The sequence below is a fragment of the Chryseobacterium sp. 22458 genome (genome assembly GCF_052044975.1).
Lineage (GTDB): Bacteria > Bacteroidota > Bacteroidia > Flavobacteriales > Weeksellaceae > Chryseobacterium.
Genome location: NZ_JBQEOA010000002.1, coordinates 332,245 through 346,926, shown reverse-complemented (window position 1 = coordinate 346,926; position 14,682 = coordinate 332,245). Strand labels below are relative to the sequence as shown.

Here is a 14,682-nt window from a genome sequence, read left to right as displayed (position 1 = left end):
AATGGAAATTTTTGATAAATTTTAAAACTGTAGTAGAACTATTGATTAGAATATCATTGGTTTCCGATTTTTATAATCCAGACAAAACAGCCAAAATAGATATACAATAAGAAATGCAGGGACAAAAATTCAATTTTATTCTAAAAATTCCTTCGGAACCGAAATATTATTTTTTTTCATATACTCCAAAAGTCCCTGGTATTTGTCTTCATAATTGTCATTCGTTCCACATTGATGAGAGATGCTGCAGATATCGGAAGGTTTAATGTCTAAAATAGCTGAGATTTTAGTCAGGATTTCGAGGTTGATTTTCACTTTAGAATTCTCAATATCAGAGTATGCCTTCTGGGAAATCCCCATTTCAAAAGCCATATACTCCTGCGTAAGATCTTTACTCCTACGGATTTTTCTGATATTTTGTCCACATACTTTCATCGTTTCTGTTTTAGTAGTTTTCGGTATATTTTAGAAGATTATCTATTAGCCTCTAACAAAGTTAATAAATACCTTTGGCAAAACATTATACACGTTACATGATATTTATTTTCATCATAGAAAAAGCTAAAAAATAAGCCTCTTTTCAGAGAAAATATCACTTCGGTAAACACTATTGGAATTTATGGAGACGCAAAAATTTAATTATGACAATAATATTGTCAGAGCATTCCTCTATGCTACTATCGCATTCGGACTTGTAGGATTTCTGCTTGGGCTTACGGCCGCATTGATGCTTTTTTATCCTGAATTGCCTGAATTTTTATTCGGGACGGATGATACCACAATTAAAAGTTTAGCATCGGGTAATATTCAGGGATTGATCAATACACAGGGAGCGATGGGCTTCGGAAGAATCAGAATGCTTCACACAAGTGCCGTCATCTTTGCTTTCGTATGTAATTCCTTCTTCTGCGGTGCTTATTACAGTATGCAGCGGTTACTGAAAACAAGAATGTATAGTGATACGCTTTCATGGATTCACTTCTGGTCATGGCAGTTGATGATCATCACCGTGGTGATTACCTTCCTGATGGGAATCAATACTTCTAAAGAATACGCCGAACATGAGTGGCCTATTGATATTTTAATTACGTTCTCATGGGTCATCTTCGGAATCAATATGTTCGGAACAATTGCCAAAAGAAGAGTAAGACATTTATACGTAGCCATCTGGTTCTATATGGCCACATGGATTGCTGTAGCAATGCTTCACATCTTCAACAATCTGGAAGTTCCGTTATCTTTCACAAGCTGGAAATCTTATTCTGTATATTCAGGTGTAAAAGATGCATTGGTACAATGGTGGTATGGGCATAATGCGGTAGCATTCGTACTAACCACTCCTGTATTAGGTCTGATGTATTACTTTATGCCAAAAGCAGCTCAGCGACCGGTATTCTCATACAAATTATCCATTATTCACTTCTGGTCGCTGATCTTTGTATACCTGTGGGCCGGGCCTCACCACCTGCAATATACAGCATTACCGGCATGGGCTCAGGCTGTGGGAACAGGATTCTCTATTATGCTGATCGCTCCGTCATGGGGAGGAATGCTGAACGGTCTTCTTACCTTGAGAGGAGCATGGGATAAAGTAAGAGAAAATCCTATCCTTAAATTCTTTGTAGTGGCTGTTACCTGCTATGGTATGGCAACTTTTGAAGGGCCTTTATTAGCAACAAAATCATTAAATAAAATCGGGCATTATACCGACTGGGTGATCGGTCACGTACACCTGGGGGCTCTTGGATGGAATGGCTTTATGGCATTCGGAGTGGTATATTATCTGGTTCCGATTATGTGGAGAACGCCGCTCTGGTCTAAAAAAATGGCCAACTGGCACTTTTGGCTGGGAACATTAGGAATCATTTTCTATGCAGTTCCGATGTATATCTCAGGATTCACACAGGGATTGATGTGGAAACAATTTAACCCGGACGGAACTTTATTATGGAAAAACTGGTTAGATACTGTAACGGCAATTATTCCCTACTTTAAAATGAGGTTCTTAGGTGGAGTACTTTACCTGTCCGGAGCCATCTTAATGGTGATCAATGTCATCAGAACAGTTAAAGCAGGTTCCTTCCAGAAAGAAGTTCCTGCGGAAGCTCCTGCATTAGCCAATATCGGAACCGGAAGAAAGGAAGGAGAAGGAGTGCACTTATGGCTGGAAAGAACGCCTACCCTACTTGCTGTCTTAGCTTTTATTACTGTAGCGATCGGTGGACTTGTGGAAATCATTCCAACCTTATCACTGAAGCAAAGTGTTCCTTCCATTACCGCAGTAAAACCATACACACCTCTGGAACTTGAAGGAAGAGATCTTTACATCCGTGAAGGCTGCAACTCATGTCACTCACAGATGATCAGGCCGTTCCGTGATGAGGTATTAAGATTTGAAGGTAAAAACGGACAATATTCGAAAGCCGGAGAATTTGTATATGACAGACCATTCCTTTGGGGATCTAAAAGAACCGGTCCGGATCTTCACAGAGAAGGAGGCAGAAACCCGGATTCATGGCACTTCAAACATATGTACAACCCAAGGATTACTTCCGCAGGTTCTATCATGCCACGTTTTCCATGGCTGATTACCAACAAACTGGACCGTACGCAAATGGTGGATAAAATGAAGCTGATGAAAAACTCTTTTGATGTACCGTATACAAAAGCTCAGATCGATTCAGCGAATCAATGGGCAGACAATCAGTCGAAAGCAATTGTACAGAGAATTTATGCAGAAGCTACTGATGTAAAAGATCAGATGACGAAAGAAAAAACAGCAAAAGGAACAGCTTATATCCCATTGGAACAAAGAGAAATTGTAGCAATGATCGCCTACCTTCAGAGATTAGGTACGGACATCAAAACTACACAGATTCAAACTGCAAGCGTAGAGTAATTATTAAAATTGTATTGTCATGAAAACGAGAACCCCAATTTCAATATATATCGCAACAACGATAGGCTTAACGATCATGGCCTTTGAAATGTTCGCCAGCGATTCAGGTTACTTTTCATCACCATTTTTCTGGGCGCTGATCCTGATTGCCATCATCCTTCTTCTTATCATGAACTCTATAGGAGATCTGATTGAAAATGAAAGCTTCAGCCGTCTCCCTGAAGATGAAAAACAAAAATACCTGATAGAAAAAAGCGTTCCTTACTATCAGAAACTATGGAACTCTGCCTTCAAAAAGCAGTCTGTGACCGAAGAAAAAGATATTCTTATTGACCATGGTTTCGATGGTATTACAGAGCTTGATAATTCTCTTCCGAAATGGTGGATTGGCCTGTTCTGGTTCGGATGTATATTCTGCGTGGTGTACCTGACTGCTTTTGCCTTTACGGACTATGCCCACCCGGATGCTGAGTACACCAAAGAAGCAAAGACTATGTTAGCTTCCATCGAAGAATATGAAAAAAATGCACCTCAGATCGATCTGGAAACCGCAAAATACAGCGCAGATCATATTGCAGAAGGCCAGGAACTTTTCAAAACCAACTGTGTAACCTGCCATGGAGACGGCGGAAAAGGAGGTATCGGTCCTAACCTTACTGACACCCACTGGATCAATATCAAAGAGAAAAGTCTGTTTAAAAATGTATTCTGGATGCTTGAAAACGGCTCTCCCAACAACCCTACGATGAGACCTTTCATCAAAGAAGGAACCATTACGGGAAGGGATGCTGAAAAAATTGCAGCCTATATCTACCATATCAATCAGGAAACAGCTCCTATCACTCCGGCTCAAGGTGGTGCCACACCACAGGGAGAAGAAGTAAAATGGGAAAACGGAAACGAATAAAAATTTTTATCTCAATATACAAACCATGCCATGCCCCCTTTACAACAACACTAACATTTGAATTTTCATTTTTGCTAACTAACCTTTTCAACATTAAAAAATGATATAAAGGGGGCATTTTAAAGCATAAAAATCCGCACCTTGGCTCGTCTTACTCAACTATTCACTTGACAACTACAAACTAAAAATTCCATAATAAGGCAGCCAAGGCAGGATTTTTGCATTCGCTAAGGGTACCACAACAAAGAATGAATAAATTAGTATTATTATCTTTGTTACAAACCCATTCCATTTGAAACTAAGAATCAACAAAAGAAAACTTTTAAGGCGTATTGCAATAACCTTTATTTCAATATTGGTTCTTCTTACCCTGTTGATATTAAGCTTACGGCTTCCCGTCGTTCAGAACTTCATCAAAGACCGGCTTATTGTCTATCTTGAAAAAAAGATCAAGACTCCGGTAAGCCTTGAAAGGGTTTACATTGGCTTTCCCAACAGCCTTGTGATGGAAAATCTTTACCTCAAAGGACAGGATGTAGATACTCTTTTAGCGGTTAAAAAGCTGGACGTAGGTTTACATATGCTGAAACTGATCAACTCCACGGCAGATATTACATCTGTAGATCTGGAAGGTGCAAGAGCCAATGTAGTTCGAAAACCGGATGGCAAGTTTAATTTTGACTATATCATCGATGCTTTTGCTACCAGCGATAAAGAAGAAAGCCCTTCCAAGCCTTTCATTATTTCCCTTGATAAAATTAATTTAAAAGATATAGAAGTCACGTTCAACGACCAGCAATCGAAGAATGATATTAAGCTCTATTTCAAATCTTTTGATACAAGAGTAAAAAAATTCGATCTCAACAAAAATACTTATGCCGTCAATGATATTAATCTGGATGGATTGCAATTAAAGTTAAAGCAGGGTATCGTAGAGGAAGTTTCTAAGAAGGTTGAGAAAAAAGTAGATTCTCTCAATGAAAAGAAACCAATGAATATCGGGTTAAGAGGTATCAAGCTTACTAACTTTGATATTGATTATGGGGATGACAATACCAAAACTTTTGCCAAGGTTTTATTTAAGGAATTAAGTACAAAGGTCAATAAACTTGATCTTGAAAACAATGCTTACCATATTGCCAATGTCTTCCTTTCCGGGGCAGATATCAATGCCAATCTTTATCTTCCTGCCCAGAATGCGAATCCGAAAAAGACCAATGAACCTGAAGTTTCAAAAGCTTCAGACCAGGACAAAGCGATGAAACTGCTTTTAGGAAAACTCGTTCTGAATGATGTAAAGGCAACTTACAACAATACCGCTATTGCTCCTACCCAACAAGGCATGGACTTCAACCACCTGAATTTCTCAAAAATGAATGTGGAAGTGAGAAGTTTCAAAATGGAAAACAACACTTTTGCAGGAACGGTGAATTCTGCAGAGATCCGGGAAGCAAGAGGTCTGGATATTCAGAAGTTCAATACAGATTTTGTCTATGCAGAAAAAGAGGCTTACCTCAAAGACCTTTATCTTCAGACTCCAAAAACTTTACTGCGTAACGAAGTTATTTTAAATTACAACTCCATTGATCAGCTGAGCTCAAATCTCGGAGCAGTAAAGATTTCAGCCAATATTAAAGATTCCAAAATCGGTTTTTCTGATATTCTGAATCTGGTACCTACTTTAAGAAATACAGTTCCGTTCAACAAATATCCGAATGCCATTCTCAATGTTAATGCCAATGTAAAAGGCAGTGTAAATGATCTGCTCATTCAGGATCTGAAAGTATCAGGCCTGGATCAGCTGAGAGTTCTTGCTTCAGGAAAGGTTAAAAATGCGATGAATCCAGATCAGCTGTATTATGATTTGAGAATCGGGGAATTTTCTTCTGAGGCTAAGACCATCTTTAACCTTGTTCCGAAAAATACAATCCCATCCAATATTTCACTTCCTTCCCACTTCAGCATTAAAGGAAATGTCAGGGGAACTACCAAAGTAGTGAATGCTGACCTCAACCTCTACTCCACTCTGGGTAATGCAGCCGTTATTGCCAACGTTGATATGCGCAGAAAAAATCATGAATTATATGATGTGAAAGCCAATCTTCAGGGGGTACAGGTAGGAAAAATCATTCAGAATAAAGATATTGGTCCGGTTACGGCACAGATTGCGGCAAAAGGAGAAAGTTTTGACTTTAAAAATGCCAACGCAGACTTAAAAGGACATGTTGCTTCTGCCGTGTATAAAGGTTACCGCTATCAGAATATGAATTTAACAGGTAAGATCAACAAGGGTGCTTACCATGTGGTTTTGGATTCAAAAGATCCGAATGCCAGCTTACTGCTTACCGCATCAGGGGTGTATAATGAAAAGAATCCGACGGTAAAGGTGAACGGTGAGGTAATAAAACTGGATGTCAACAAGCTTGGCTTCTATGAAAAACCGATGATCATTGCCGGAAAAATAGATGGTGATTTTACAAGCCTTGATCCGAATAACCTGAACGGATATTTAAACCTGGAGAATTTTGCATTTTCTGATACCAAAGAGGTTTATCCGGTACAGGAAGTTAATTTGAAAGCTTCATCCACAGCAGATTCTACCCAGATTATTTTGAATTCTCAGGTTGCAGATCTGGAATTGAAAGGAAAATATAAACTTACCCAGATTTTTGGAGCTTTAACGCAGACTATCAACCAGTATTATCAGTTCCAGAAACCGGATAAGAGCCAGAAAATTGATCCGGGACAGCATTTTGCCTTTACGGCGAAGATTAAAAATGATGATATTATCCGAAAATTTGTTCCTGATCTGAAAAGCTTTGAAACCATTAATTTGACAGGAAACTATGATGCGGATTCGCAGAAAATTGAAATCGACGGTCAGATTCCGCAGCTGCTCTATGGTGAAAATACGATTGAAAAAGGAGTTTTAAAAGTAACCAATGAAAACCAGGCATTGCAGTACAGCCTGAATGTAGCTTCTTTAAAAAGTTCAAGCTTTTCAATCAGCAAGATCGATATCAACGGAGATGTGTCAGATAATACGATCAACTACAATGTCACGACCAGGGATGAAAAAGATGCTACCCGCTTCCTTATTGCAGGAAGTGCAAAATCATTGAATGATATTACGGAAGTTTCTTTAAATCCAAATGGATTAAAACTTAATTACAATGACTGGAAGGTTGCGGAAAACAATAAGATCCAGATCAGCAGCAAAGGAATTTTCGCCGATAATTTTATTCTGTCCAATGCAGGAAGTGAGATTTCCATTCAATCTGAGAATGAAAGCCCAAGTAGCCCTTTGAACGTTTCGCTGAAAGATTTTAAAATTGAAACCATTACTGAACTCATTAAAAAGGATACTGTACTTGCAAGAGGTACCATCAACGGAACAGCTCAGCTAAGGGATTTGATGAAGGATATGACCTTTACTTCGGACCTGAACATTTCGGATCTGATTGTATACGGAAGCCCGGTGGGAAATCTTGCTGTGAAGGTCAACAATTCTTCACCTAAAATTTTAAATGCTGACATTGCCCTTTCCGGAAATAATAATGATGTGAAAATCCTTGGAGATTACAATACTTCTTCAAATACATTCGACCTGAATATGGCCATCAATCAGCTGCAGATGAAGAGCATTCAAGGGTTTTCAATGAATGCGATTACCAATACGGAAGGTTATCTCTCCGGGAATCTGAAGATTACGGGAACTTCTGATAAACCGAATATTTTAGGAAAAGTAAAATTCAATGATGCCGGACTGGAAATTGCCAAAACAGGAAGTGATTTCAGAAAGCTTAATGATGAAATTGATTTTACCAGCCGTGGTATTGAATTTAATAAGTTTAAAATTAACGATAAAGACGGCAATGCCCTTGTTGTAGACGGGGAGGTTCTTACCCAGACCTACAGAGACTTTGCGTTTAATCTGAATGTAAATGCCAAAGACTTCAAAGTTGTCAATTCGGAGAAATCCAATGATGCCATGATGTATGGTATTCTGGCTATTGATGCCGGTCTTCGTATCCGTGGAAATCTGGATTTACCAAAAGTAGACGGAAGACTGAGTGTTGCCGACAATACGGATTTCACATTTGTACTTCCACAGTCTACGCCATCGTTACAGGAAAGAGACGGCATTGTGGAATTCATCGATCAGGATCAGGTTGTTTTAAATAAAACCGTAAAAGCAGACTCTCTTAATGCACAAAGCCGCATCAAAGGGATGGATGTAAGTGTCAATATTGAAGTAAGCAAAGAAGCTAAGCTGTCACTGATCATCGATAAAGCCAATGGAGATTTTGTACAGCTTCAGGGAGAAGCGGAACTGACGGGAGGAATAGACCCTTCAGGAAAAACAACTCTGGTAGGAGTTTATGAAGTAGAAAAAGGAAGTTATGATCTTACAGTAAGCTTCCTGAAACGTAAATTTGATATCCAGAAAGGAAGTACAATCACCTGGACCGGAGAACCTACCATGGCCATAATGGATATTACCGCCGTGTATAAAACCGAAGCTCCTCCTATTGATCTTGTAGAACAGCAGGTCGGCGGGCAGAGTGCATCCGAAATGAATCAGTATAAGCAGAGAATACCTTTTAATACTTTATTGAAAATGAAAGGTGAACTTTTAAAACCTCAGCTTAGTTTTGATATCACCACAGAGGAAAAGAATAATTCTATTTCTACGAATGTAAAGGATGTTATTGATCAGAAGCTTGCTCAGCTCAGAACTCAAGAATCTGAAATGAATAAGCAGGTATTTGCTTTACTTCTTCTGAACCGTTTTATCGGAGAGAATCCTTTTGAAAGCGGTGCCGGAATGTCTGCAGAAACAATGGCAAGACAGAGTGTAAGTAAGATCCTTTCCCAACAGCTGAACAATCTTGCTTCAGGACTGATCAAAGGGGTTGACCTTAATTTCGGTCTTGATTCTTCGGAAGATTATTCTACCGGACAGAAAAATACCCGAACAGACCTGAATGTGGATATTAGTAAAAAACTATTGAATGATCGTCTGAAAGTAACGGTAGGAAGTAATTTCGGACTGGAAGGCCAGGCCCGCCAGAATGAAAATATGACAAATATTGCCGGTAATGTCTCTGTAGATTACAGTCTTTCCAACGACGGAAGATATATGCTGCGTGCTTACCGTAAAGATGAATATCAGGTAGCTCTTCAGGGGCAGATCATCGAAACCGGAGTTGGGTTTATCATCACGCTGGATTATGACAAGTTCCGGGAGATTTTCCAGAAGTCTAAAGAGAAAAAGCCTAAAAAGAATCAAAATAACCAAGTGGTAGAATTTAAATAATGAGTAATACATTTCATACCTATTGTAAATATCTGTTGGTTTCCGGATTGGCTTCGGCAGTAGTTTCCTGCAGCAATACCAGGTTTTTGAAAGAAGGCCAGATGCTGTATACAGGTGCTGAGGTAAAAATCGAAAACGACACTATTTCAAAAAAAGAAAAAAAGGATCTTCAGACCGCACTGGAAGACAACCTTACTCCCAAACCCAATTCTACATTTTTGGGGATGCGTCCCAAGCTGTATTTTTATAATATAGCCAAAGAGCCTAAAAAAGATAAAGGCTTTAATTACTGGCTTAAATATAAAATGGGTGAGAAACCTGTATTGCTGGGAGATGTAGACCGTGAGTTCAATAGAGAAATCATTGAAAATTATTCTGAAAACAAGGGATACTTCAACGCACGGGCTACCTACGATACGGTTTCAAAAAATAAAAAAGCCCAGGTTATCTATACGGTAAGACCTGGTGCAAGATATCTGATTGACGGGGTAAAATTCCAGAAAGATTCTACGCTTGTGAATCAGGAGATTCAGAATTTAACGAATAAAACTCTTCTAAAAGACGGAAAACCATTTGATCTGGATGTGATCAAAGCAGAGAGAGAAAGAATAGATAATGGTTTAAAGGAAAGAGGTTTTTACTATTTTCACCCGGATAATATTATTGTACAGGCAGATAGCACAGTAAGCAAAAACCATAAGGTAGAGCTTAATGTAAAACTTAAAGACAACACCCCTGATCTGGCGACTCAGCAATTCAGTATTGATAAGGTGATTGTTTTTCCCAATTATAATATCCAGGATGTAAAAGACGGAAAGTACAGTATTCCGATGGACAAGGATTCTCTTTCCAAATATGCTTTTGATGACATCTATGTAATTGATCCTCAGCATAAGTTTAAACCGAAAATCTTCGACAGGGCTTTATATTTCAAAAAAGGGGATCTTTATAACCGTTCCAACCACAATCTTACCCTGAACCGATTAATCAATCTTGGCGTTTTCAAGTTTGTGAAAAATGAATTTATTACTTCTGATTCTTTAAGCCATAAGTTTGATGCTTATTATTTACTAACACCCAGACAGATCCAGTCTTTACGTCTTGAAGCTTTGGGAAGAACAAACTCCGCCAACTATGCAGGTAGTGAACTTAATCTGAACTGGACCCACCGGAATTTCTTCAGAGGGGCAGAACAATTCAAAGCAGCCATCTTCGGAGCTTTTGATTTCCAGATGGGAGGAGCACAGGATGCCAACAACATTTTCCGTGCGGGAGCGAATGCGCAGCTTTCCATTCCGAGAATTGTAGCGCCTTTCCGTTTTCATTCTTCCAGTGAATTTGTGCCAAGAACAAATATCACCTTGGGATATGAGTTCCAGAACAGGACGAAATATTACACCCTTAATAATTTTACCGCTTCTTTCGGATATTTATGGAAAGAAAATGCGAGAAAGGAGCATGATCTGAAAGTGATTGATATTACATTGGTCTCTCCGGCAAATGTTACAGAAGAATACCAAATTAAGTCTGCTAACAATCCCGCTATGCGACGAATTGTTGATAAACAGCTAATTTTCGGACCTACCTATTCTTATACCTATACCAATACAATGCTTCCTAAAAGAAATACTATTTATTATAAAGGAACGCTTGATCTGGCAGGAAATATCACAGGTCTGGTTACCGGAGCAGATGTAAAAAAAGATAAAGAAAAGAAAATATTCGGCATTCCTTTCAGTCAATATGTAAAGATTGAAAATGATTTCAGGTTCTATCATAAGTTCACTGAAAAATCTTCACTGGCTACGAGATTCATTGGTGGAATTGCTTATCCTTATGGAAACTCAGAATTCATTCCTTTCTCCAAGCAGTTTTTCTCAGGAGGAAGTAACAGTATCAGAGCATTCCGTGCAAGAACACTGGGACCGGGAAGTTTTGATCCGAGAACTCTAGAGCCGGGTACTTACTTTGACCAATCCGGAGATATCAAACTTGAATTAAATGCTGAGTACAGAGCCAATCTTTATAAATTTTTGAATGCTGCCGTTTTTGTAGATGCCGGAAATATCTGGCTGCTTCACGATGATGATAAAAGACCTGGCGCTAAGTTTTCAAAGGATTTTTTAAACGAAATTGCTGTAGGTGCAGGAGTTGGTCTGAGACTTGATTTTTCTATCCTGATCTTAAGACTGGATCTGGCTATGCCATTAAGAGTTCCTTATTACGAAAAAGGAAACCGATGGGCATTTGATAAAATTAACTTTGGAGATTCTAACTGGAGAAAAGACAATCTGGTTCTTAATATTGCCATCGGATATCCATTTTAATATAATTTGATATGATTCATAATGTTAAATTTTTCTGGGAGGTTCTGAAAGATACATTTACAGAATGGAACAGCTCTTCCGCATCAAAAGATTCAGCGAGCCTGGCCTATTATGCTATTTTTTCCATTCCGGGATTATTGATCATTATCATCTGGGTGCTTGGAAACTTCTTTGGTGAAGAAGCGATCCGGGGACAGATCAGTACCCAGATCAGCGGTATCATGGGGCCTGATGTAGCCAAAAGTATTGAAGGAATGCTGGCAGGCGCACTGATTGACAAAAAAAATATTTTTATGAAGGCTATAGGAGTAGGTGCCCTTGTTTTCGGTTCCACTACTCTTTTCTTTCAACTGCAGCATTCTTTGAATGCACTCTGGGATGTAGAAGCTGCTCCGAAGAAAGCTTTGGTCAAGTTTTTATTAGACAGGGCCAATTCCCTTGGGATGATTCTCATTTTGGGTTTCTTACTGATGATCACGATGGTTTTATCTTCGCTTATCAGTCTTTTCAATAAGATTATTACCCAGTATTTTGGATTTGAAACCTATATGCTTGTTGAATTGGTCAACTTCTCCATCGGATTCGGGCTTGTCATGCTTTTATTTGCACTGATGTTTAAAGTATTGCCTGATATACAAATTACCTGGAAGTCTGTTTGGCGGGGTGCTTTTTTAACAACGGTACTATTTACACTGGGAAAATTTTTATTGAGTCTTTATTTCAATCAGGTAAAACCTACTTCAGCTTTCGGGGCAGCCGGAACTGTGATTCTGATTATGATGTGGATCAATTATTCCTGTATGCTGATCTTTTTCGGAGCCAAATTTACAAAAGTGTATACCTACAAAAAAGGCTATGAAGTTATTCTCTCTAAACACGCAAGATGGACTCCCGCTAAGCTGTATGCCGATAGTCTGAAACAGATGGCTGGCAAAAAAGAAAATGAAACTCCCGAAGTGCGGGATTCAAAACCAATGTAAAACATCCGGTTTATTGAATAAAAAAGCCTTTTGAAAATTTTCAAAAGGCTTTATTTTTTACATTCTGTTTACAGTTCCTATTCCCAGCAGTTCCAACGATTTTTTGATCGTTTTCGCTGTAAGATCTGAAATATTTAAACGGAATTGTTTTACATTTTCATCTTCCTGATTCAGAATCGGGTTATTCTGATAGAATGAGTTGTATGATTTCACAAGGTCATATACATAATTGGCCACTAAAGCAGGGCTTAAAGTTTCTGCAGATTTTGCGACTACCGTTTTAAAGTTAGCCAGTTGCATGATCAGTTCTTTCTCGGATTGGTTTAATTCAATATCAGCTGTTTCTGTCTGCAAAGTACCCGCTTTGGATAATAATGACTGGATACGTGCATAAGTATATTGAATAAACGGACCTGTATTACCGTTGAAATCGATACTTTCCGCCGGATTGAAAAGCATTTTTTTCTTAGGATCCACTTTCAGCATGAAATATTTCAATGCTCCCAATCCTACCGTTTCATAAGATGCCTCTTTATCTTCTTCCGAAAGCGTTTCAAGTTTTCCAAGTTCCTGAGCTTTAGATTTTGCAGTTTCGTACATTTCCTGCATCAGATCGTCAGCATCTACCACAGTTCCTTCACGGGATTTCATTTTACCTTCAGGAAGTTCTACCATTCCGTAAGAAAGGTGATACAACTGATCTGCCCATTGGTATCCTAATTTTTTCAATATCTTGAATAAAACCTGGAAGTGATAATCCTGCTCATTTCCTACTGTATAGATCAGCTTCTGAATATTATTCTGCTTAAAACGCTCAACCGCTGTTCCCAAATCCTGGGTCATATAAACAGAAGTACCGTCTGAACGTAACAGTAATTTTTGATCAAGACCTTCGTCCGTCAGATCACACCAAACAGAACCGTCTTCTTTCTGGTACAATACTCCTTTATCCAGCCCTTCCTGAATAAGGTCTTTTCCTAAAATATAGGTATTGCTTTCATACTGAACCTGATCAAAGTCAACACCCAGTCTCTTATATGTTTCATTGAATCCTTTGTATACCCAGGCATTCATTTCACTCCAAAGATTTCTTACGGTTTCGTCACCATTTTCCCAGTCAACAAGCATTTTCTGGGCTTCTTTCATTATTTCAGTAGAAGGTTTGCAGATTTCTTTCAGGTTAGATATTTCAGCTTCAAGCTTACCTTCAACCTCTAAAACATCTTTGAAAATGGCCAGAAAGCTAACGGTCTGTTTCTTGATCAGTTCAACCTCATTTTCCTCTACAGCCTTTAATACTAAACCAGGTATTTTGGATAAAAACAGGTCATTATCCAAAGCATCCTTCAATTGAGTTTCAAACTGAGGATGAAGATTCGAAATTTCGCTATAATCCAGACCATCAAGTAATTCTCTTTTTTGTATTTCAAGAGGATTAATTTTATTATTTAAGTTGAAGACTTCATCCTTCTTATTAGTATCAAAGGTTTCAAAACTATTCTTTCTAAAATCTTCGTAAATAATATTTACCTGTCGTTTTAATTCCTTATCAAACTCTACATAGTAGTTTCCGACAAATTTATCTCCTTTTGTCTGGGTAGTTTCAGGGGTTTCTCCGTTTCCGAATTTTTCCCACGCCAGCATCGACTTACAGATATGAATCCCTCTATCGTTGATGATCTGTGTTTTGATCACATCATAACCAGCTTCTTTCAGGATCTGTGCTACAGAAAATCCTAATAGGTTATTTCTGATGTGTCCCAGGTGAAGAGGTTTATTCGTATTGGGTGAAGAATACTCTACCATTACCGTAGCATTCTTCTTTTCTATTGTTGAAAATTCTTTGCTTACTGATCTGAAGTTATCTGTAAACAATTGGTTTTTAACTTTAACGTTAAGGAAACCTTTTACTACATTAAAGCTTTCGAAAAGTTCGGTTTGCTCCGTTAAAGCTTCTCCCAATTCAACCCCGATACTTTCAGGATTTTTCTTCAATTGCTTCACCAATGGGAAAGTGACAATCGTAAAGTCACCTTCAAATTCCGTTTTATTTTCCTGAACTTCCAGTTTGATGTCTTTTAGCTGATATACATTTAAAATAACCTCTGAAAGTTTCTGTTCTATAATATCTTTAATATTCATGCTTCTAAGTTCTCTTTTAATATTCATCACCGAAACATTCCTATGATCTGTTTCTGTTCAAAATCTGAGTTACAAATATACGGAAATAAAAAAACCACCCGAAGGCG

Annotated in this window: 7 protein-coding genes; 5 read left to right on the top strand and 2 right to left on the bottom strand. The window is 38.4% G+C overall.

All coding sequences use genetic code 11. From position 1 onward, the window contains the following. Window positions 1–135 precede the first annotated feature (135 nt). Window positions 136–435 carry a helix-turn-helix domain-containing protein gene (locus tag ACTJJF_RS08875; protein WP_312298518.1) on the bottom strand — a complete coding sequence of 100 codons (300 nt, stop codon included), beginning with the start codon at window positions 433–435 and terminating at the stop codon, window positions 136–138. A gap of 184 nt (window positions 436–619) precedes the next feature. Between ACTJJF_RS08875 and ccoN the strand changes: the two genes are divergently transcribed. From ccoN to ACTJJF_RS08850, 5 genes are all read left to right on the top strand, one after another. Further along, window positions 620–2,899 carry a cytochrome-c oxidase, cbb3-type subunit I gene (gene ccoN, locus ACTJJF_RS08870; RefSeq protein ID WP_440699416.1) on the top strand — a complete coding sequence of 760 codons (2,280 nt, stop codon included), beginning with the start codon at window positions 620–622 and terminating at the stop codon, window positions 2,897–2,899. Between the two features lie 19 nt (window positions 2,900–2,918). Further along, window positions 2,919–3,806, top strand: coding sequence for a cbb3-type cytochrome c oxidase N-terminal domain-containing protein (locus tag ACTJJF_RS08865; RefSeq protein ID WP_440699415.1), 888 nt, complete (start codon window positions 2,919–2,921; stop codon window positions 3,804–3,806). 292 nt (window positions 3,807–4,098) lie between these two features. Continuing rightward, complete coding sequence (locus ACTJJF_RS08860) at window positions 4,099–9,126, top strand: translocation/assembly module TamB domain-containing protein (protein WP_440699414.1); 5,028 nt, start codon at window positions 4,099–4,101, stop codon at window positions 9,124–9,126. Next, window positions 9,126–11,453, top strand: coding sequence for a translocation and assembly module lipoprotein TamL (gene tamL / locus ACTJJF_RS08855; RefSeq protein ID WP_440699413.1), 2,328 nt, complete (start codon window positions 9,126–9,128; stop codon window positions 11,451–11,453). Before ACTJJF_RS08860 ends, tamL begins: the two co-directional genes overlap by 1 nt. Before the next feature lie 11 nt (window positions 11,454–11,464). Continuing rightward, window positions 11,465–12,433 carry a YihY/virulence factor BrkB family protein gene (locus ACTJJF_RS08850; RefSeq protein ID WP_440699412.1) on the top strand — a complete coding sequence of 323 codons (969 nt, stop codon included), beginning with the start codon at window positions 11,465–11,467 and terminating at the stop codon, window positions 12,431–12,433. A 57-nt stretch (window positions 12,434–12,490) separates the two neighbouring features. On the opposite strand, the gene argS is transcribed toward ACTJJF_RS08850, so the two are convergent. Beyond that, window positions 12,491–14,575, bottom strand: a complete 2,085-nt coding sequence (argS, locus tag ACTJJF_RS08845) for an arginine--tRNA ligase (RefSeq protein ID WP_440699679.1) — start codon at window positions 14,573–14,575, stop codon at window positions 12,491–12,493. Window positions 14,576–14,682: the final 107 nt, after the last annotated feature.

Excerpts from the sequence above, each read along its gene's own strand:
- ccoN (WP_440699416.1), top strand. The coding sequence starts at position 620 with ATGGAGACGCAAAAATTTAATTATGACAATAATATTGTCAGAGCATTC.
- argS (WP_440699679.1), bottom strand. The coding sequence starts at position 14,575 with ATGAATATTAAAGATATTATAGAACAGAAACTTTCAGAGGTTATTTTA.
- tamL (WP_440699413.1), top strand. The coding sequence starts at position 9,126 with ATGAGTAATACATTTCATACCTATTGTAAATATCTGTTGGTTTCCGGA.
- ACTJJF_RS08850 (WP_440699412.1), top strand. The coding sequence starts at position 11,465 with ATGATTCATAATGTTAAATTTTTCTGGGAGGTTCTGAAAGATACATTT.
- ACTJJF_RS08875 (WP_312298518.1), bottom strand. The coding sequence starts at position 435 with ATGAAAGTATGTGGACAAAATATCAGAAAAATCCGTAGGAGTAAAGAT.
- ACTJJF_RS08865 (WP_440699415.1), top strand. The coding sequence starts at position 2,919 with ATGAAAACGAGAACCCCAATTTCAATATATATCGCAACAACGATAGGC.